We start from the raw sequence: 19,196 nt of genomic DNA on the forward strand, positions 1-19,196 counted from the left end.
CCTTCGTCGGTTCTTACCAGGTCCAGGGGGGCGTGGAGGCGCTGGAGAGGGTCTTGCCACCCAGGGCCGAGGCGTAGAGCTGTTCCATGACCGTGGTGGCGGCCAGGCCGCCCGCGCCGGTGATCGACGCGCGCTCCTTCAACGCGGAGGGGACGATCGGCGGCGCGGGCCGTACGGTGCACAGCCTCTCGACGTGGCGGCGCAGCGGGTCGAGGAAGGTGTCGCCCGCCTGGACGTTGCCGCCGCCGACGACCACGATCTCGGGGTCGATGGTGAGCACCAGCGCGGCGATGCCGATCGCGATGACGTCGGCGAACCGGTCGACGGCGGCCACGGCGAGCGGGTCGCCCGCGGTCGCGGCGTCGAACACGCCCTCCCGGCTGACCGTCCGGCCGTCGGTGAGCTCGACGTCGTGCAGGTACTGCTGGGCATGTTCCCAGCCCATCTGCGACAGCGCGCCGATCTCGCCGGCGGCGCCGTTCGCGCCGAGCACGACGGTGTTGTTCAGGACGACCCCCGCCCCGGTCCGGTTGCCGCAGTGCACGTACACCATCGACGCGGCCTCGGCGGCGCTGCCCTTCCACGCCTCGGCGAACGCGGCGAGGTTCGAGTCGTTCTCCACGGCCACGGGGCACTCGAAGGACGAGGCGAAGGCGGCGCGCACGTTCAGCCCCTCCCACTCGTCGAGGCCGCGCGTGATGACGTCCTGGTAGACCACGCCGGGGATGGACACCCCCATCGCCCACACGTCGGCGCGCTCGCGTCCTTGCGCGTCGAGGAGCTGGTCGACCGCCTGGACGGCGTCGGCCAGCACGGCCGCGGGCGGGTCGGTGACGGAGACGCCGACCGAGCGGGCGGCCCGGACCTCGCCGTTCAGATCGGCGAGCTCGACCCGGGTGGTGTGCTGGCCGATGTCGATGCCGGCGACGACGGCCGCGTCCGCGTTGAACCGGTAGCGGTTGGCCGGCCGCCCGGCTCCGGTGGGGGAGAGGGGCTCGACGCTGGTCACCCAGCCGAGGGCCACGAGGTCGCCCACCACCGTGTCGGCCGCGGTCTTCGACAGCCCGGCGACCTGGGCGATCGCCGGGATGGTGAGGGGCTCGCCGCGGATCGCCTCGATCACCGCCAGCGAGTTGATCCGGCGCAGGCGCGACTGGCCCACGGGCTGGCGCAGGAGGCTCGCTTCACGTCCGATCAGCACACGTGGACCTTTCATTCCTGGGAACGCCTTCCATTAAAACACAAAGTGTATTTATTATTGCCACCCGTGCCCCCCAGCAAGAAGGGACCATCCATGCGCAATCGCGTCATAGCCGTCGCCACCTGCGCCTCTGCCGTACTCGCCCTCGGTGCGTGCGGCCAGAAGCTCCAGGACGCCGGCTCGCCCGCCTCGACCGGCGCCGAGCCCGCGAGCCTCCTCTATTGGGGGAAGTGGGCGAAGGGCACTCCGCAGGCGAACCTGTTCGAGAGCGTCATCGCCGACTACACCAAGCAGACCGGCGTCAAGATCGACGTCCAGTGGCTCGCGCAGGGCCAGGAACAGCAGGTCAAGAACGCGGTCGCGACCGGCGCCGGTCCCGACTTCTTCGACACCGCCATCGACCACACCGCCGAGTTCCGCAACGCCGGCGTGCTCGGCGACATGGGCCCGATCTTCAAGACCAAGATCCCGGGCGAGGGCAGGAGCATCGAGGAGGTCCTGCCGAAGAGCGTGCTCAAGGCCATCAGCGACGACAAGGGGTACGGCTTCGTCCCGCACAGCGTCTTCTCCATCGGCCTCTGGTACGACTCCGCCAAGTATCCCGACTTCGCCCCCAGGTCGTTCGACGAGTTGCTGGAGATCGCCAAGAAGGAGAAGGCGTCCGGCCGCGCGCCGATCGCGCTCGACGGCTCGGTCAACGCCTACAACTCCTTCTGGATCCACCAGATGCTGCTGTCCACGGCCGGCCCCGGCATCCTGCTGAAGCTCGCCGAGGACCCGGCCGCCTGGGACCTGCCCGAGGTGAAGCGGGCGGCCGAGGCACTGGAGTCGCTGGTGCAGGCCGAGCTCTTCGAGCCCGACTACATGGCCACCAAGTTCCCGGCCGCGCAGAACGCCTGGGCGGGCGGCAAGCACAGTTTCATCCTGAACGGCTCCTGGCTCGGCAGCGAGACCGCCTCGCTGCGCGCCGCCGAGGTCAAGCCGCGCATCATCGCCTTCCCGCCGGTCGACCCGGCCAAGGGCTCGGTCGCCACCGTCGGCGCGCTCGGCTGGGGCGTGAACGCCAAGTCGAGGAACCAGCGGGCGGTCGCCGACTTCCTGGCCTTCGCCATGCAGAAGAAGTACATCGACCGGATCGCCACCGACGCGGCCAACATCCCCTCGCGCGCCGACTCGCCCGCCCCGGTGGAGCTCCAGCAGTTGCAGGCCTCCATCCGCGACGCGGAGCAGGTCACGCTCGACGGTGACGGCGTCTCGACGGTGAAGCCCAAGTGGCTGGCCGACGTCTTCCTCCCGCTCGACGACAAGTTCGTCGCCGGCAAGCTCACCGCCGCGGAGTTCCTGGCCGAGGGCAAGGCGAAGACCGCCGCCTTGAACGGATGACCGTGACCGTGTCCGACACCGTCCCGCGGGCTCCGTCCGACGACAGGCGGGCGACATCATCCCGCGGCGCGCTCCAGGGCGAGCGCCGCCGGCTGTACCTGCCGATGCTGCTTCCCGCACTGATCGCCTATCTGGTCTTCTTCGTGCTGCCCTCGCTGTTCGGCGTCGTGCTCAGCTTCGCCGAGTGGTCAGGGCTGGGGACGGAGCTCTCCTGGGTGGGTTTCGCCAACTACGTGGCGATGGCCGGCAGCGAGCTGTTCCGAGCCTCGTTCGTGCAGACGCTGATCCTGACGCTGGTCGTGGGCCTGGCGCTGTTCCTCATCGCCGGCGCCTCCATGATCGTATTGCGTACGGCACGCGGCAGCGCGTTCATCCGGGCGGCCGTCTTCCTGCCGTTCATGATCTCGCCCATCGCCGTGGGCCTCGCCGTCTCCTTCCTGTTCAACCCGGACGGGCTGATCAACGCCGCGCTGGGGGCCCTCGGCCTGACCGAGCTGCGCCAGCCCTGGCTGGCCCCCGAACTGATCTTCAACGTGATCATGGCCGGAGTGGTCTGGAGCGCGGCCGGCTTCTACGTCGTGCTGGTGATGTCGGCCGTCGACGGCATCCCGCCGAGCTACTACGAGGTCGCCAGGATCGAGGGCGCGAGCGAGCTCCAGCAGTTCCGCTACGTCACGCTCCCGCTGACCAGGGACATGCTGGCCATCGCCGCCTCGCTCTGGGCGATCGCCGGCATCAAGACCTTCGAGATCGTCATCGCCTTCGTCGGTACGGCGGGCACCCCGCCCCCCGAGGCCAGAACCCTCGCCGTCGAGCAGTACCTCCGGGTCACCGGCGGCCAGGAGGGCGGCCTGGCCCAGCTCGGCGAGGCCGCGGCGATCGGCATCGTGATGACGGTGATCACCGCCGTCCTGATCGTCCTGTCGCGCAGGATCCAGCGGCGCGAACGACTGGAGCTGGCATGATCCGCGCCGGGCTCGCCCTGATCAGGGCCCTGATCTGGGCCTGGGTGCTGTTCAACGCCGGCATGGTGGCCTGGGTCCTCCTGAACTCGCTGAAGAGCTCGCGGGAGATCTTCGACAACCCGGCCGGCCTGCCCGCCACCTGGATGTGGGAGAACTTCGCGACCGCGTGGTCGGACTCCGGGCTCGGGGCCGCCGCGATCAACTCGGTCGTCCTCACGCTCGTGTCCGTCCTGCTCATCATGGCGCTGTCCGTCCCCGCCGCCTACGCGGTGGCCCGGCTGGGCGGGCGCTCCAGCGGTCCGGTCGCGACCTTCTTCGCGGTGGGCATGAGCATCCCGTTCCAGGCGTTCGCCGTCCCCATGGTCCTCATCGGGGCGGGGCTGTCCCGGTTCATGATCGACTGGGTCACCGGCGCCTGGGACACCCGGATCACCGTCACGCTCTTCTACGTCGTGCTCAGCCTGCCGTTCAGCATCTTCGTGCTCATCGGCTACTTCCGCTCGCTCCCCGGCGACGTCGAGGAGGCGGCCGCGCTCGACGGGGCGTCGCCGTTCCGCACCTTCCTGCAGATCATGGTGCCGCTGGCCAAGCCCGGCATCACGACCGTGGCGGTGCTGAACGCGCTGAGCCTGTGGAACGAGACCGTGATCGTGCTGATGCTCGTCCCCGAGCAGAGCGCGCAGACGCTCAACGTCGCCCTGCTCAACTTCTACTCCAACATGCAGTACACCTCGAACTGGGGCGGGCTCTTCGCCGGCGTCGTCATCGTGGTGCTCCCGATGATCGCGACCTATCTCTGGTTCGGCCGCCGCATCGTCAACGGCATGACGCAGGGCATCGGCAAATGACAAGAAACGGATCTCCCATGCACGCAACGGTCGGACTCATCGGCGCCGGTGGCATCGCCAACGCGCACCTCCCGGCCTGGCTCGACCTCGGCCACGACGTCGTCGTCCACTCGATCGGCGGCGACGCCGAGGCGCTGACCCACCGGCACGGGGGCGGCCGGGTCGTCCCCACCCTGGACGCCCTGTTCGAGGCGGCGGACGTCGTCGACATCTGCACGCCGACGCACACCCACTACGACCTGGCGCTCGCCGCGCTCGGCCACGGCCTGCCGACGATCTGCGAGAAGCCGCTGACCCGTACGCTCGCCGAGGCGGAGGACCTGGTCGCCCGCTTCGCCGACGCCCGGGTCCCGCTCTTCCCCGCGCACGTCGTGCGCTATTTCGCCGAGTACGCCGAACTGCACCGGGCCGTCACCGGCGGCGACATCGGAAACGTCGCCGTCCAGCGGCACACCCGCCAGGGCCGCAGCCCGGCGGGCGGCTGGTTCCTGGACGAGGCCCTCTCCGGCGGCGTGCTGCTCGACCTCATGATCCACGACATCGACATGGCCCGCTGGATCGGCGGAGAGGTCGAGCGCGTCTTCGCCCGCACGCACGCGGTCGGCGGCAGCCAGAGCACCCAGGCGTTCCTCACGCACGCCAACGGCTCGATCTCCGTGCTGACGGCGACCTGGACCACCGCGCCGATCGAGTTCAGGACGCTGTTCGAGGTGGCCGGTTCGCACGGCCTGCTGCATGCCGACTCCGACGAGCGCCGCCCCTACCGCTACCAGGGCGACGCCGTGCCCGCGCCCGGCATCCTGCCCGACTTCTCCCCGCTGACCAGCCCCTACCGGGCCGAGATCGAGGACTTCGTCCGCTCGGTCGCCACCGGTGTCCCGCCACGCGTCACCGCGCTGGACGGCCTCGCCGCCATGCGCATCGCCGACGCCGTCGCCCGCTCGGCCGCCGAAGGCCGGCCGGTCGACCTCAAGCCCCTGGAAGCCGCATGAAGATCGCCCTGCTCTCCTTCGCCCACCTGCACGCCGCCGAGTACGCCGCCGCGCTCCTGCGCTGCGGCGACGTGGAGCTCGGCGCCTACGCCGACGGCTACGACGGCGTCCCCGACGGCGTCACCACCTTCGAGACCGAGGACGACCTGTGGGCCTGGCGGCCCGACGGCGTGGTCATCTGCGCCGAGAACACCCGTCATCGGGAGTTCGCGCTGCGCGCCGCCGCCGAAGGCGTGCACGCGCTCTGCGAGAAGCCGCTCGCCACCTCGCTCGCCGACGCCACCGCGATGCTGGAGGCCGCCCGCGCCGCGGGCACCGTCCTCATGACCGCCTTCCCGGTCCGCTTCGCGCCCGCCTACGCCGACCTCCGGGCCGCGGTACGGCGGGGCGACCTCGGCCGGATCGTGTCGATCGCGGCCACCAACTGCGGCGGCGTCCCCACCACCCGGGACTGGTTCACCGATCCGGCGAGCAGCGGCGGCGGCGCGCTGACCGACCACGTCGTGCACGTCGCCGACCTGCTCGCCGACCTGCTGGACGACGACCCGATCGACGTCTACGCGATCGCCAACGCCATCCCCAATCCGGGCAAGGCCGTCGAGACCGCCGGGCTGGTCTCCCTGCGCTACCGCGACGGCTTGATCGCCTCCATCGACTGCTCCTGGTCGCGCCCGCCCGGCCGGCCCGACACCGGCGACCTGGTCACCCTCACCGTGATCGGCACCGAGGGCGTGGCCGACATCGCGCCCTTCTCCGGGGTCCTCACCGGCTGGAACGGCGGCCCGCTCGCGCACGGGTACGGCGCGCCGCTCGACGACCTGCTCATCCGCGCCTTCCTCGACGCCGTCCGCGACGGCGAGGCCCGCCAGCCCGACGCCGGAGCGGGCCGCCGGACCGTCGCCCTCGTCGAGGCGGCCTACCGCTCCCTGCTCGCCGCCGCTCCCGTCCCCCTGGAGATCTGATGATCCGCCACGTCCTCGGCGTCACCGCGACGACCGCCGCCTTACTGGTGGCGCCCGCGCCCGCCGCCGCCGCCGTTGAACCGGCTGCCGGCCGTACCACGGTGACCTTCTCCGACACCCACGAGATCCTGCACGGCAACCCCTACGCCGGCACCGCGTTCGACGTGAACACGCACCGGACGCCGGGCACGCCCGGCTACACCTTCACCAACGACCCGGGGATCACCGACTTCATCGAAGGCACCAGGAAGATCCCCGCCGACGCCGACGTGGTGCGACTCCAGATCGCCTGGGCCGACTTCGAGCCCGACGACGGCGTCTTCGTCTGGGACCGCCTCGACGCGTTCATGAAGCGGATCGGCGAGCAGGGCAAGAAGGTCGAGTTCCAGCTCCTCATGTCGGAGGCGCCCGACTACCGGAACGACCCCAACGTCTTCCCGTACGAGTACCCGCCGGCGTGGCTGTTCGACAAGGCCGGGGTGCCCTTCCGGATGGCGCCGTACAACAGCTACTTCTCCAAGCAGCCGATCTACCACCACCCGGTCTACCTGGAGCGGCTCAAGCGCGCGGTGGACGCCTTCTCCGCCCGCTACGACGGAGACCCGGGCGTGGCGTGGGTGGACCTGCGCGCCTTCTCCCTGTTCGGCGAGTGGTCCGGCTGGAACGACGCGATGAACTTCCCGTGGCCCGACAACGCCACCCGCGTCTCGACGCTCGAGGCGATCCTCAAGATCTACGACGACGCGTTCGACAAGTCGATGGTCATGATGCAGAACGCCGGCGCGGAGGTGAACAAGAACGACCCCGACGCCGACACCCAGGCCAAGCGGTTCAGCGTGTACGGCTACGACAAGGCGGCCACGTTCGAGAACTGGGGCGTGCGGTCCGACACGGTCAACGCCGGCTTCGTCTGGCACAACTACGGCGACACCTCGCAGGCCCCGTACGTCAACCGCAGGCTCCGCCGCGACATGATCCAGGTGTCCGAGGGCTCCAACTGGGACAACCCCACGATCATGCTGAACAACCCCCGGCTGTTCGTGAAGAACTCGCTGGAGGGCTACCACTCCAACCTCCAGGGCATCAACAACACCGGCTTCGAGAACTGGCAGCCGATGAAGGACGCCTACGGCGAGTGGTTCGAGACGCTGGCGCGCTACACCGGCTACCGCTTCCTCATGCCCACCGCGACCTACGACACCGAGGTCAAGCCCGGTGGCGAGTTCCGCATCTCGCACACCTGGACCAACAACGCGGTCGGCTTCAGCCCCCGGCGCTACCCGGTCGAGGTGCGCTTCGCCGACAAGTCCACCGGCGCCGTCGTGTGGCGCGGCACCGACGCCACCCTCGACCAGACCAAGCTGTTCAAGGGCGACGTCCGCCAGCTCAACTCGGCCTTCACCCTCCCCGCGGACCTGCCCGCGGGCTCCTACGACGTGGCCGTCGCCATGCTCGGCGAGGACGGCAAGCCGGCCATCGAGCTGGCGATGCCGGGCGGCAAGGGCAAGGTCTACCCGATCGGCACCGTCCAGGTCGCGGCGGGAGCCGTACAGACCGGGCGGCCGGCGACCCCGCTGACCCAGTTCACCCTCCAGAACGAGGACTACACCGCGGCGGTCGGCGCCTACGGCGTCGAGGCCCCGCCCGAGGGCGGCCTCGGCGCGCTCTACATGGACGCGGCCGGCGAGTCCGCCGAGTACGACAACGTCGACGTGCCCGCCACCGGCACCTACCGGGTCGAGTTCCGGGCCTCCTCCGAGGAGGCCAACCACCTGAAGATCGAGGTCGACGGCAAGGAGGTCACCACCGTCAAGGTGCCGGACTCCGGCGGCTACAACACCTACCGGACCTTCGAGCGGCTGATCCCGCTCACCGAGGGCCGGCACACGATCAAGCTCACCCGGCCCGACGGGCGCTGGTTCTTCCTCAACTGGATGCGGTTCACCCTCGAACGGCCCGAGTCGATCACCCTCCAGGCCGAGTCGGCCACCGAGCAGCAGGGCGCCGAGCACACCGACCTCGCCGACAGCGACGACGGCACCCCCGGCGTCGACCACCTCGACGCCGGCGACTGGTCGCGTTTCGACGACGTCAGCGTCCCGGCCGACGGCAAGTATCTGCTGCAGCTCCGCTACTCGACCGCCGACGGCAAGCCGCTGAAGTTCCGCGTCGAGGTCGACGGGGCCGACGCCACCGGCCCGCTGAGCCTGGGACCCACCGGCGGCCTGCTCCGCCCGCGGACCGAGGACTTCGTCCTCCCGCTGACCGCCGGCAAGCACTCGGTCAAGGTCGTCTGGATCGAGGCGAGCCCCGGCGCCGTCTGGAACTGGATGCGGCTCGACCTGCAGGGCGCCTCCGAGCAGACCGTCGAGGCCGAGCACTGGACCATGCAGTGGAACACCGCCCAGGAGTGGAACTGGAAGGGCCCCGACACCGGCGTCGTCACCGGGGACGGCGTCGTCGGCGCCATCGACCCGAACGACTACCTGCGCTACGAGAACGTGTTCGTCCCGGCCACCGGCATGTACAAGGTGACCTTCAAGGGCTCGGCCGCCGCCGACACCACGTTCAGGTTCGAGGTGGACGGTGACCGCAACATGGTCTTCGTCCCCAAGTCCGGCGACGCCGACGTGACCACCTGGGTCAAGATCCCCGCCGGCCTGCACACCCTCCGGATCGTGAGCGAGGGCAGCGGCCTGGAACTCGACCGGTTCACCCTCACCGCCTCCACCGCCGCGATCAAGGCCCTCGACGTCACCGGCCCCGGCACGCTCAAGGTCGGCGAGCCCGGCCGGCTGGCCGTCTCGACGGTCGCCGCCGACGGCACCCGTACGCCGGTGACCGAGGGCGTCACCTTCAAGAGCTCCGACCCGTCGATCGCCACCGTGGACGCCGGCGGCCTCGTCACCGCCCGCACCTGGGGCACCGCCACGATCACCGCGATCCACGAAGGCTTCTCCGGAGAGCACAAGATCACCGCCACCGACCCCCGGGTGGTGCTCACCTACGTCAACGACACCGACCAGCGCATCGTCTACCCCGCCGACGACTTCACCTACAGCCCCGACCGGGGGCTGGGCGACTACGGCGACGACGTCCACGCCGGCTGGCGCGCCGGGCAGGCCGTCCAGTTCACCTTCACCGGCACCGGCATCAGCCTGCTGACCGAGCGCTACTCCGACATGAGCACCATCGACGTCTACGTCGACGGCGAGCTCAAGGCGACGGTCGACTGTGATTCTCCGGTACGGCTGGCCGCCCAGCGGGTGTTCCAGCTCGCCGGGCTGCCGATGGGCGAGCACACCATCAAGGTCGTCAACGGCGCGGACGAGTTCATGATCATCGACGCGTTCGTGGTCGAGACGCCCAACACCTGGAACGGCGCCGAACTCGGCGTTGGCAACGTCAACGCCAAGTCGGTGACCCTGACCTGGCCGTCCGTGCCGGCCGCCACCGGGTACGCGGTCTTCAACGGCGGCACGGAGGTCATGCGGGTGACGGGGACGACGGCCAGGGTCACCGGGCTGCGTGGCCGTACGAGCTACACCTTCACGGTCCGCCCGCTGGCCGCCGACGGCACGACGCTCCCCATCGACCTGTCAGCCACGGTCCGGACCAAGGGCTGACCGAACCCGGCCGGGTCACCCGACCCGGCCGGGTTCGCTTCAGGACAGGGGCCGGGCCGCCCAGTGGTTCGAGTCGGTCGGCCAGCCCTGGGACGGTGCCTGCTGCTTGAGCACGCTCCGCTCGGCCGTGCCCACGGCGCAGCGCGTGCCGTGCGGCGGCACCTTCAGCGAGATCAGGTACTCGTCGAAGATGTCGGTCTGGCACTTGTCCTTGCCGTAGATGCGGTGCCCCCAGCCCTCGTACGTGAGCAGCACCGCCTTGGACCCGAGCTGACGGGCCGCGTTGGCGGACCAGATCCACGGGGTGGCGGGGTCGTGCAGGGAGTTCCCGAGCAGCAGCGGCGCCTCACCCGTGTAGCGCAGCGCGTGCGGGGTGTTGGTGGTCGGGTAGTTCATGCAGATCGGCAGGTCGTCGATCGGGTACGGGTGGTACCGGGTGTCGGGCGCGAGCTGGTTGGAGACGCGCATGAGCGCGGCGTACTCCGCGTAGCTCCGCAACTGGAGGTTGTAGTCCTGGCAGAGCACCGCCGTCGGGAGGTACGCGACCTCACCCTCCACGGGCTGCCGGCCGGGCAGCGGCGGCACCCACTCGGGCGTCGGCCCACCGTCCAACCAGTTGATCACCTCGCTCAGCAGCCGCCAGGCCGGTCCCTCGGTGCCCAGCGCGGCGTTGTGGATGACCTGCGACTCGGTCATCGTCTGGCCCGTGCTCGGGTACTTCAGCTCACCGCGCAGCGCCTTCTCCCGCAGGCCCTTCCAGATCGCCCGGACGTCGCGGCCGTGCAGGACGCAACTGGTGTCCTGCTCGCACCAGCCGACGAACTGGTCGAAGGCGTCCTCGATGGCCATCGCCTCGGTGGCCAGGAAGCCCGCGACACCGAGGCTGTGGTCCATGTTGCTGTCGAGCCCGAGCGCCCGGACGCGGCCGGGGAACAGCTCGGCGTACATCTGGCCGATCAGCGTGCCGTACGAGATGCCGTAGTAGGTGAGCTTCTCCTCACCCAGGGCGGCGCGCAGCGCGTCCAGGTCCCGGGCGACGTCGACGGAGTCGACGTGGTCGTACAGCGGGCCGGTGCGCGCGCGGCAGTCGGCGTGCAGCTCCTTGGTGAACGCGTTCCAGGCGTCGAAGTCGGCCTGGCTCTTCATGACGGTCTGCGGCATCCGGTTGTACACCGACGCCGAGCAGATCACCGGGTTGCTGCGCCCCACGCCCCGGGGGTCGAACCCGACGATGTCGAACCGCCGCTGCAGCTCCTCGGTGTACGACCCCGGCGCGCCGTACACGGCTTCCACGCCGGACCCGCCCGGACCGCCGGGGTTGATCACCAGCGAACCGATGCGCGCGGCCGGATCCGTGGCCTTCCGCCGCGCGACGGCGATGTCCACCTTCGCCCCGTCCGGCTTCGACCAGTCGACGGGCACGCTCAGCTTGCCGCACTCGGCGGCGGGCTCCTCCTCACAAGGCGTCCACGTGATGGTTCGGGACGTCACGACCTCGGTGTCCGCAACAGCCGCCGAGGCCGGGATGACCGTCGCCATGGCCAGCAGGGCGGCGAACCAAGAGGTTCTTCGCACGATGCTCCACTCTCTAGTCGATCTTCTGTCAGAGCGTGTGACCGTAGCAGATCGCCCCATTTCGGAAGGCAGAAACGGGGATAAAAGACGGCATTATCCCCGAGTGAGTGCTTGCTGCCGCGAGTCCCGCCCGGCCCTGAGCCGCCGCGCCAGGCCCGGGTGAATCGCCGCGCTTGACCGCCACGATCGGCTGATCTTCACCAACGACGTCGACGGGAACCTGTGCACCAAGCAGGACGATCTCGCCTGCCGTGGGTGACTGGCGGGTCGTCGCGGCTCACGCCGGCATCGTGCCCCGCAGCCGTAGCCGCCCGGCGACATCATCGGGGCGAGCCACCGTTCACCGGCGGCAGGAGTCTGTTCCGGTGACGGCCAAGGTGTAGGCCTTCTGGACGAGGGCGGACAGGAGGCCCTGATCGTCGGCCTGGTTGACCGTGGTGACCAGGGACACCTTCGTGCCAGGGGAGTAGCCCATGATCGTGCCCCAGAAGCCCGGGTGGTACCAGAGGGCCGTCTTGCCGGACCCGAGCCGCTGGATGCCGAGGCCGTACGCCTCCTCGCCGCTCTGCGGGGTCGGGGTGAGCATCGTCCGCAGAGTGCCGGGCTTGGTGAAGACCTTGCCCTCGAACAGGGCGCGGACGAAGGCGGTCAGGTCGCCTGCCGTCGTCACCAGCCCGCCGCCGCCGTGCGTGTCGAAGCTGGGGTTCCAGCCACGGGTGTCCACGGTGCCGCGGTAGGCGTGGGCGACGGGTTTCGCGACCCGCGGCCGATCCTGCCCCTCCAGGTAGGTGTGCTCCAGCTTGAGCGGGTCGAGGATGAGCGTGCGATAAGCCTGGGCGAGCCGCTGGCCGGTGACCTTCTCGATCACCTTCGCTGCCAGGACGTACCCGGTGTCGGAGTAGTGGTAGCCCTTGCCTGCGGGGAAGTACGGCTTGCCGTGGTCGAGCGCCCAGCCGACGAGCTGGCCCGCGGTCCAGGTCCGTCGCGCATGAGAGCCGACGGCGGCCTGCCAGTCCGGGTCGGTGGCGTAGTCGTACAGGCCGGCGGTGTGGTCCAGGAGCTGACGGATCGTGATCTTCGGGCTGTAGCTCCTGGTCAGCCGCGTCACGAGCTTCGGGTCGAGATACTGCTGCACGCGCTGGTCCAGGCGGAGCTTGCCGCGCTCGGCGAGCTTGAGTACGGCGACCGCCGTGAAAGTCTTGCTGACGCTGGCCGCGCGGAAGGCGTCGGTCGGGCGCAGATCGCGGCCGTTGAGGGCGAACTTGCCCGTGGCTCCCGTGTAGTCGCCCCGCGGACCGCGGACCTGGAGGATGACCCCCGGGACGGGCGGTTTGGCGGCTTGGGCGAGCAGGCAGTCGAACCCGGTTTCCGCAGCCTGGACGGGGCCGGCGGTGAGGGTGGCCATGCAGGCCACGGCGAGGAGCGTGCTAAGGACGCGGCGCAACGGGAGTCTCCGATCGGTCGATGCGTTTGCGGTGGAGCAGGCCGCGGACCGCGTAGGCGGCCAGCGTGACAGCGATGGATCCGGCGACGACGGCGACCACGGGCGCGGCGCCGGGGGAGAGGGCGACCGCCAGCAGTACGGAAAGGAGCAGCGCGACCACCGCGGACCCGAGCCATGGATGGCCCCACATGCGCACGGGGGCGGCCTCGGTGCGGGAGCGAAGCCGGAGCTGGCTGACGGCGACGAAGATGTACAGGACCAGCGTGAGCAGGCCCGAGCAGTTCATGAGGAGCGTGAAGATCTGTTCGGGGGCGATCAAGCTCGCCCCGATGATCAGGGCCAGCGCGCCACCGCTGCCGGTGATGACGGCCCGAGAGGGCACCCCCGAGGCGGTCCGCCTGGCGAGGGCGGCAGGAGCGTCGCCGCGCTCGGCGAGCGACATGAGCATTCGCGAAGCGCCGTAGAGCCCGGCGTTGAGGATCGACAGGACTGCCACCAGCACGATCACGTTCATCACCGTGGCCGCGCCCGGGATGCCGAGTCGCTCGATCGCCACCGCGAACGGGCTGGCCGTACCGTCCACCGGGATCTGCTCCCACGGGACGACGGCGACGATCAGCAGCACAGAGCCGACGTAGAAGATCAGCACCCGCCAGACGACGCGGATCGTCGCACGGGCGACCTCACGCGCGGGTTCCGCCGACTCGGCCGCCGCGATGGTGACGATCTCCGCCCCGAAGTAGGAGAACAGCACGGTGACGAGCGCGATGACCACGGCGCCCCAGCCGTTCGGCGCGAACCCGCCGTGCTCGGTCAGCGCCGACAACCCCACTCCGCCGCCCGGCCACAGGCCCGTGACGTACAGCAGGCCGACGGCCAGGAAACCGACGACGAACGCGACCTTCGCCGAAGCCAGCCAGAACTCGGTCTCGCCGAACAGCCGCACCGAGACCAGGTTGGCCACGGTCAGTGCCACCAGCAGGGCCGGTGCGCCCGCCCACACGGGTACGCCGAGCAGCTTCGCGCCCGCGACCGCCTCGAAGGCGACGACCGCGACGGTGAAGTACCAGTAGCTCCAGCCGACGAGGAACCCCGCCCACCTGCCCAGAGCCAGCTCCGCGTAGCGCGAGAACGAGCCGCTGTCCGGGTGGGCGGAGGCCAGTTCACCGAGCATCCGCATGACCAGGACGACGAGCAGTCCGCCCACGGCGTAGGCGACGACGGCGGCAGGGCCCGCCGAGCCGATCACGGCGCCACTGGAGACGAACAGGCCGGCGCCGATCACGCCGCCTAATCCGATCATGGTCATGTGCCGCCCGCTCAGGGCGCGGCGCAGGGGAGTGTCAGAGTGGGACATCAGGATCTCCTACCGGCCGTGAAACTCGGGATCACGCTTCTCGGCGAAGGCGAGCAGGCCCTCGCCCAGGTCTTGGCCGCGCAGGCAGGAGAGGGAGCCCTCGACCTCCAGGTCGAGCACCTCCTCAAGGCCAAGTTCCCAGGTCCTGCGCAGATGCCGTTTGATGAGCCTTACCGGCAGCGGGGCGGCTCTCCCGATCCGCTCCGCCAGGCCGAGCGTCGTCGCCATCAACTCCGCGGCGGGTACGGCCCTGCTGACGAGCCCGGCCACGAGCGCCTGCTCGGCGCCGATCCGGTCGCCCGACAGCAGCAGGTCGGCCGCCCTGCCGTGGCCGACCAGCCGCGGCAGGAAAAACAGCACGCCGTTGGTCGGGTAGAGCCCCCGGCGCACCTCCATGAACGCGAACTCGGCGTCCTCGGCGGCGATCCGCAGGTCGGAGGCGATCGCCAGCTCGGCGCCGACGCCCACCGCGATCCCGTTCACCGCGGCGATGACCGTCTTCCGGTAGCTCACCAGCCGCCTGGTGACGTCCTGCAGGCCCTCAAGCCTGCGACGCATGTCCTGCTCCGTCACGCCGGACATGTGCTCGCGGGTCTCGGAGAGGTCGATGCCGGCGGAGAAGGCCCGGCCGTTTCCGGTGAGCACGACCACGCGGACGGCCTCGTCACGCTCGGCCTCGTCCAGAGCCGTCGCGAGCTCGGCGAAGGTCCGGTCCCTGAAGGCGTTCAGCACCTCGGGACGGTCGAAGGTGATCACGGCAGCGGTTCCGTGCCGGCGCACCACGATGTCGTTCACTTGTCCTCCGCGTCGTACTCGTCCCGCCTGCCGGTGGGCAGCAGGTGCTTGGCGACCCGCTCGGACGGCGTCATCGGTAACTCGGCGACGAACTCGATGTATCGCGGCACCTTGAACGCCGCGAGCCGTTCTCGGACGAAGGCCACCAGTTCCTCCGGCGGTACGGCGCGGCTCAAGAGGACGAACGCCTTGACCTCCTCGCCGCGCAACTCGTCGGGGATCGGCACCACCGCTGCCGCGCGAACCGCCGGGTGCCGGGCGAGCACCGTCTCCACCTCCGCCGCGGCGATGTTCTCGCCACTGCGCCTGATCATGTCCTTGCGCCGCCCCGCGAGGTGGAGGTGACCCCGCTCGTCCTGCCAGGCCAGGTCGCCGGTGTGCAGCCAGCGGTTTCTGATCTTTTCGGCGGTGGCCTCGGGAGCGTTCCAGTAGCCGAGCATCATCGGTTCGCCCCGGACGAGCAGCTCGCCGTCGACGATCTTGACCTCCTTGCCGCGCACGGGCAGGCCGACCGAGCCGCTCCCGACGCATCCGGCGTCTTCGCGCGGGGCCGCCAGATCGACGCCGGTCTCGGTCGATCCGTAGGCCTCACGCCACGGAGCTCCCCACCGTTCCTCCAGTACGGCATGCAGCCCGGGATCGATCCCCGAGCACAGCACCAGCCGGACGTCGTGCGTTCGGTCCAGCGGATCCTCTGGCTGTTTGAGCAGGTAGACCGGCATCGTGCCGAGCAGGTAGAAGAACGTCACCCGATGCTCACGCACGGACCGCCAGAACGTCGTGGCGGAGAAGCGCGGCAGGATCACCAGAGGAATGCCCGTCATGAGGCACAGCACGGTGTTCCACTGCGGATCCATGTAGGAGAACGGCTGCGCGGTGAGATCGACGTCGCCTTCGCGGGTCCCCGCCACCTCCGCAGCCAGCTCGGCCAGCCGCAGCCAGTAGCCGTGGGTCAGCATGCACCCCTTGGGGAAGCCGGTGGTCCCCGACGTGTACTGCAGGTTGACCAGGTCATCTGGCCCCACGTCCGCCATCTCGAACGACTCCGCTGCCGGGTCCTGCGACGTGGCACTCGCGTCGAAGACGCCGCGAACCTGGCAGCGCGCTCGGCCCGCGCCGGCGTGATCGAGCAGGCCGACCTCGATGCCCGTCTCGATCAGCGCCTCGGCCGCCTCGGCGTTTCCCGCCAACGCCAGCGACGCGCCGGAGTCGTTGATCACGTGGGCGAGGTCTGCCCGGCGATAGGCGATGTTCACCGGGACCATGACCGCGCCGAGCTTGGCGAGCGCGAGCCAGGCCACCGGGAAGCCGACCCCGTTGGGCATCATCACGGCCACCCGGTCTCCAGGGGCCACGCCGCGCTCGCGAAGGAGGGCCGCCAGCCGGTCCGTCCGCCGGTCGACCTCGGCGACTGTGGTGGTGACCCCCTCGAACACGAACAGGGGCAAGTCTCCCGCCGCCGCGGCGCGCCGCCGCAGCAGATCTCCCAGGCTGCGGAAGCTCACGGCAGGCGCCTGGTCGCCAGGTCGAACATGGAGACCAGCTCGGCCGCGCATTCGGCGAGATCGACCGACTCCTCGTCGAAGACCCACTGCAGCATGACGCCGTCGATGGCGCCCTGAATCGTGGCCGCGACGGTGGCGGGGGTGAACTCCCTGAAGTCGCCCTCCTCCTGGCCTCTGCGCAGGATTCCCGCCAGGTGCCGCCGGCACGGGTCGTACGCGGTGGCGTTGAAGGCGCGCTTGGCCTCGACCGTGCCGAAACTTCCCCAGATGTCGATCATCGCCGCGAAGTTCGCTCTGTGCTCGGCCATGAACGCGAAGCTCGCCTCGATGTAGGCGCGAAGCTTGTCGGGCCCGCCTTCCACGCGATCCACCCAGGCCTTGATGAACCGGTTCGACTCTGCCAGCAGGGTGCTGATCACCTCCGTGATCAGCTCGTCCTTGCCGGCGAAGTGGTAGGAGATCACGCTCTTGCTGATCCCCACCTCGTCCGCGATGCGGGCCAAGGACGCCTGGGCCAGGCCCCGGGCGGCGATCGTGGTGATCGCACTTTGGACGATCTGCCGTCGCCGCACTTCCTCGATGAAGGACCGCTTCGGTCGGCCCGATGGCGCGTTTTTCGGCTGCATGGACGAAATTTAGGCCGTATGGTCGAAATGTGGCAAGTGGCCAGCGACGATGCTCGGGTTTTCCCTACCGCCGGCCGCGACAGATCGGAGCAGACACGTGGACGACGAGATCAGGGGCCTCCTGCGTGACCGTGAACTGGAGGTGCTGGCGCTCATGGCGGAGGGGTGGTCGAACGCCGAGATCGCCGCGCGCCTCCACCTGACCGACGGCGCGGTCGAGAAGCACGTGACCAGTGTCTTCGCCAAGCTCGGGCTCAAGTCCGCGCCTGGTGCGAACCGCCGGGTCCTCGCTGTCCTGCGCTACCTCGGCATCAGCTCCCGTTGAGGACCCCGGGGTCGCTGTGCCGCCGCGGGTGGGCGGCCATGGCTTCCGGGGGACCGGCGCGGTGTCCGGGAAGAAGGGTCGGCCGTTCGGCGAAGTACGGGTGAAAGCGCCGATCACCCGGAGGAAGGCACACACTCATGACGGAGACGACCGCGTGACGGCTGATGTGGGAGAGCGGGTGACAGACGCCGAGCTCGTCGCCGGGTTCCGGCACGACCCCGAGCTGTTCACCGCTGTGCACGACCGCTACTTCCGCGACATCTACCTGTACGTCGCAGGTCGCCTGGACACGCAGGTGGCGGAGGACATCACGGCCGAGACGTTCCTGCTGGCGTTCGATCGGCGTGACCGGTTCGACCCGGACCGGGGCGGGCTGCGGCCGTGGTTGTTCGGGTTCGCGACGAACCTGGTGGCCCGGCATCGCCGTAAGGAGGCCCGGCACTACCGGGCGCTGGCCCGGCTGGACGCCGGGGCGGTCGTGGAGGGACACGAGAACCAGGTGGTCACGTCCGTGGCCGCCCAGCGCATGCAGCCGCACCTGGCCATGGCGCTCGCCTCCCTGAACCGGGGTGAGCGCGACGTGCTGCTGCTTCTGGCGCTGGGCCAGCTCAGCTACGAGGAGATCGCCCAGGCGCTCGGCATCTCCATCGGCACGGTGGGCTCGCGGCTCAGCCGCGCCCGCACCAAGATCCAGGCCCTCATCGCCAAGGAGACGACCCGATGAACGATCTCGACGAGATCACCGCCATGCTGGCCAAGCCGGAGCCGTCCGCGGCGGCGGCCGGGCGCAGCAGGGCCCGGCTCCTGCGACGGACGCGGTCGCGGTCGCGGACGCGCTGGTTCGTTCCGGGTGCCGCGCTCGTCGCCGGGGCCGCCGCCGCGGTCGTCTTCGCCACCGGGGTGCCCACCGGTGACGGCGTGCCGTACGCCACACAGACGGTTTCCGGCAAGGACGTCCTGCTCATGGCCGCCGCCAGCGCGGAGCGCACGCCGCAGGGCTCGGGGACGTACTGGCATGTCACCACCCGGTACGCGGACGACGAGATCCCCCCGATCGAGACCTGGACCAGGCGGGACGGCAAGCGCTGGACCAGGAACGAGCCCGGGGACGCCCCGGGTGAGATCGTGGCGAGCTGGAAGACGCTTCGGCTCAAGGGCGCCGAGGTGAGCTTCGAGGAGCTCGACAGGCTGCCGACGGATCCGGCGGCGTTGACGGCCTGGATCGTCGCCCGCAAGGGCGACAAGGCCGACATGGCCACGTCTGAGCAGCAGGGCGACCCCACCTTCCCCCTGCTTACCTTGATCACAGAGCTGCCGACGCCCTCGGCGGTCCGTTCCGCGGCGTTCGAGGCGCTCGCGGCGACGCCGGGCGTGGAGAACAAGGGCGCGGTCGACGGCGGCCAGCACCTGACCCTGCCCGATCCCGACGGCGGCACGACGCCCATCGAGCTGGTGGTCGACCCCGACACGGCACGGGTCGTCCAGGCGAACGTGGTGCTGGGCGGCGCCGGGGACCTGGCCTGGAGCGACGAGTACATCTCCGTGTCCACGGAGTGGACGGACCAGCGCCCGCCGGTGAAGAAGAGCTAGTC

At 70.2% G+C, this 19,196-nt stretch carries 16 protein-coding genes; 9 read left to right on the top strand and 7 right to left on the bottom strand.

The window, feature by feature from the left end:
- Positions 1–13 precede the first annotated feature (13 nt).
- Positions 14–1,201 carry an ROK family protein gene (locus ACIBG7_RS35065; RefSeq protein WP_357926221.1) on the bottom strand — a complete coding sequence of 396 codons (1,188 nt, stop codon included), beginning with the start codon at positions 1,199–1,201 and terminating at the stop codon, positions 14–16.
- Positions 1,202–1,294: 93 nt separating this feature from the next.
- Between ACIBG7_RS35065 and ACIBG7_RS35070 the strand changes: the two genes are divergently transcribed.
- The 6 genes from ACIBG7_RS35070 to ACIBG7_RS35095 are packed head-to-tail and all read left to right on the top strand — an operon-like array spanning position 1,295 to position 9,977.
- On the top strand, positions 1,295–2,584 hold the full coding sequence (locus ACIBG7_RS35070) for an ABC transporter substrate-binding protein (RefSeq protein ID WP_357926224.1): 1,290 nt from the start codon (positions 1,295–1,297) through the stop codon (positions 2,582–2,584).
- Entirely contained in the window at positions 2,581–3,549 is a 969-nt protein-coding gene (locus ACIBG7_RS35075) for a carbohydrate ABC transporter permease (RefSeq protein WP_397339010.1), read from the top strand. Before ACIBG7_RS35070 ends, ACIBG7_RS35075 begins: the two co-directional genes overlap by 4 nt.
- Positions 3,546–4,397: a carbohydrate ABC transporter permease gene (locus tag ACIBG7_RS35080; protein ID WP_357926229.1), complete on the top strand. Its 852-nt coding sequence runs from the start codon at positions 3,546–3,548 to the stop codon at positions 4,395–4,397. Before ACIBG7_RS35075 ends, ACIBG7_RS35080 begins: the two co-directional genes overlap by 4 nt.
- Positions 4,398–4,414: 17 nt before the next feature.
- On the top strand, positions 4,415–5,389 hold the full coding sequence (locus ACIBG7_RS35085) for a Gfo/Idh/MocA family protein (protein WP_397339011.1): 975 nt from the start codon (positions 4,415–4,417) through the stop codon (positions 5,387–5,389).
- Positions 5,386–6,351 (top strand): Gfo/Idh/MocA family protein, encoded by a 966-nt coding sequence (locus ACIBG7_RS35090; protein ID WP_397339012.1) that lies wholly within the window; start codon positions 5,386–5,388, stop codon positions 6,349–6,351. Before ACIBG7_RS35085 ends, ACIBG7_RS35090 begins: the two co-directional genes overlap by 4 nt.
- Positions 6,351–9,977 (top strand): carbohydrate-binding protein, encoded by a 3,627-nt coding sequence (locus ACIBG7_RS35095; RefSeq protein WP_397339013.1) that lies wholly within the window; start codon positions 6,351–6,353, stop codon positions 9,975–9,977. The genes ACIBG7_RS35090 and ACIBG7_RS35095 overlap by 1 nt, the downstream gene beginning before the upstream one ends.
- Before the next feature lie 39 nt (positions 9,978–10,016).
- Here the strand turns inward: ACIBG7_RS35095 and ACIBG7_RS35100 are convergent, their stop codons facing one another.
- From ACIBG7_RS35100 to ACIBG7_RS35125, 6 genes are all read right to left on the bottom strand, one after another.
- Positions 10,017–11,552, bottom strand: a complete 1,536-nt coding sequence (locus ACIBG7_RS35100; RefSeq protein ID WP_357926240.1) for an alpha/beta fold hydrolase — start codon at positions 11,550–11,552, stop codon at positions 10,017–10,019.
- 340 nt (positions 11,553–11,892) lie between these two features.
- Complete coding sequence (locus ACIBG7_RS35105; protein ID WP_397339014.1) at positions 11,893–12,996, bottom strand: serine hydrolase domain-containing protein; 1,104 nt, start codon at positions 12,994–12,996, stop codon at positions 11,893–11,895.
- Positions 12,980–14,353: an amino acid permease gene (locus tag ACIBG7_RS35110; RefSeq protein ID WP_397339015.1), complete on the bottom strand. Its 1,374-nt coding sequence runs from the start codon at positions 14,351–14,353 to the stop codon at positions 12,980–12,982. Before ACIBG7_RS35110 ends, ACIBG7_RS35105 begins: the two co-directional genes overlap by 17 nt.
- A gap of 9 nt (positions 14,354–14,362) precedes the next feature.
- Positions 14,363–15,148, bottom strand: a complete 786-nt coding sequence (locus ACIBG7_RS35115; RefSeq protein ID WP_397339016.1) for an enoyl-CoA hydratase/isomerase family protein — start codon at positions 15,146–15,148, stop codon at positions 14,363–14,365.
- Positions 15,145–16,653, bottom strand: coding sequence for an AMP-binding protein (locus ACIBG7_RS35120; RefSeq protein WP_397339017.1), 1,509 nt, complete (start codon positions 16,651–16,653; stop codon positions 15,145–15,147). The genes ACIBG7_RS35115 and ACIBG7_RS35120 overlap by 4 nt, the downstream gene beginning before the upstream one ends.
- A complete protein-coding gene (locus tag ACIBG7_RS35125; protein WP_357926254.1) occupies positions 16,650–17,225 on the bottom strand; it encodes a TetR family transcriptional regulator C-terminal domain-containing protein in 576 nt (191 codons plus the stop codon). Before ACIBG7_RS35125 ends, ACIBG7_RS35120 begins: the two co-directional genes overlap by 4 nt.
- 151 nt (positions 17,226–17,376) lie before the next feature.
- Here ACIBG7_RS35125 and ACIBG7_RS35130 point away from each other — a divergent pair, with 151 nt between their 5' ends.
- From ACIBG7_RS35130 to ACIBG7_RS35140, 3 genes are all read left to right on the top strand, one after another.
- Positions 17,377–17,604, top strand: coding sequence for a response regulator transcription factor (locus ACIBG7_RS35130; protein ID WP_397339018.1), 228 nt, complete (start codon positions 17,377–17,379; stop codon positions 17,602–17,604).
- Positions 17,605–17,782: 178 nt separating this feature from the next.
- On the top strand, positions 17,783–18,328 hold the full coding sequence (locus ACIBG7_RS35135; RefSeq protein WP_397339019.1) for an RNA polymerase sigma factor: 546 nt from the start codon (positions 17,783–17,785) through the stop codon (positions 18,326–18,328).
- The gene (locus tag ACIBG7_RS35140) at positions 18,325–19,194 is read left to right on the top strand and encodes a CU044_5270 family protein (RefSeq protein WP_397339020.1); all 870 of its coding nucleotides are present in this window, start codon (positions 18,325–18,327) and stop codon (positions 19,192–19,194) included. Before ACIBG7_RS35135 ends, ACIBG7_RS35140 begins: the two co-directional genes overlap by 4 nt.
- Positions 19,195–19,196 lie beyond the last annotated feature (2 nt).

Source organism: Nonomuraea sp. NPDC050328, assembly GCF_044459405.1.
Taxonomy (GTDB): Bacteria; Actinomycetota; Actinomycetes; order Streptosporangiales; family Streptosporangiaceae; genus Nonomuraea.

Bases quoted from the DNA above. Each gene is read 5' to 3' on its own strand.
- ACIBG7_RS35070 (WP_357926224.1), top strand. From the start codon at position 1,295: ATGCGCAATCGCGTCATAGCCGTCGCCACCTGCGCCTCTGCCGTACTC.
- ACIBG7_RS35075 (WP_397339010.1), top strand. From the start codon at position 2,581: ATGACCGTGACCGTGTCCGACACCGTCCCGCGGGCTCCGTCCGACGAC.
- ACIBG7_RS35080 (WP_357926229.1), top strand. From the start codon at position 3,546: ATGATCCGCGCCGGGCTCGCCCTGATCAGGGCCCTGATCTGGGCCTGG.
- ACIBG7_RS35085 (WP_397339011.1), top strand. From the start codon at position 4,415: ATGCACGCAACGGTCGGACTCATCGGCGCCGGTGGCATCGCCAACGCG.
- ACIBG7_RS35090 (WP_397339012.1), top strand. From the start codon at position 5,386: ATGAAGATCGCCCTGCTCTCCTTCGCCCACCTGCACGCCGCCGAGTAC.
- ACIBG7_RS35095 (WP_397339013.1), top strand. From the start codon at position 6,351: ATGATCCGCCACGTCCTCGGCGTCACCGCGACGACCGCCGCCTTACTG.
- ACIBG7_RS35110 (WP_397339015.1), bottom strand. From the start codon at position 14,353: ATGTCCCACTCTGACACTCCCCTGCGCCGCGCCCTGAGCGGGCGGCAC.
- ACIBG7_RS35140 (WP_397339020.1), top strand. From the start codon at position 18,325: ATGAACGATCTCGACGAGATCACCGCCATGCTGGCCAAGCCGGAGCCG.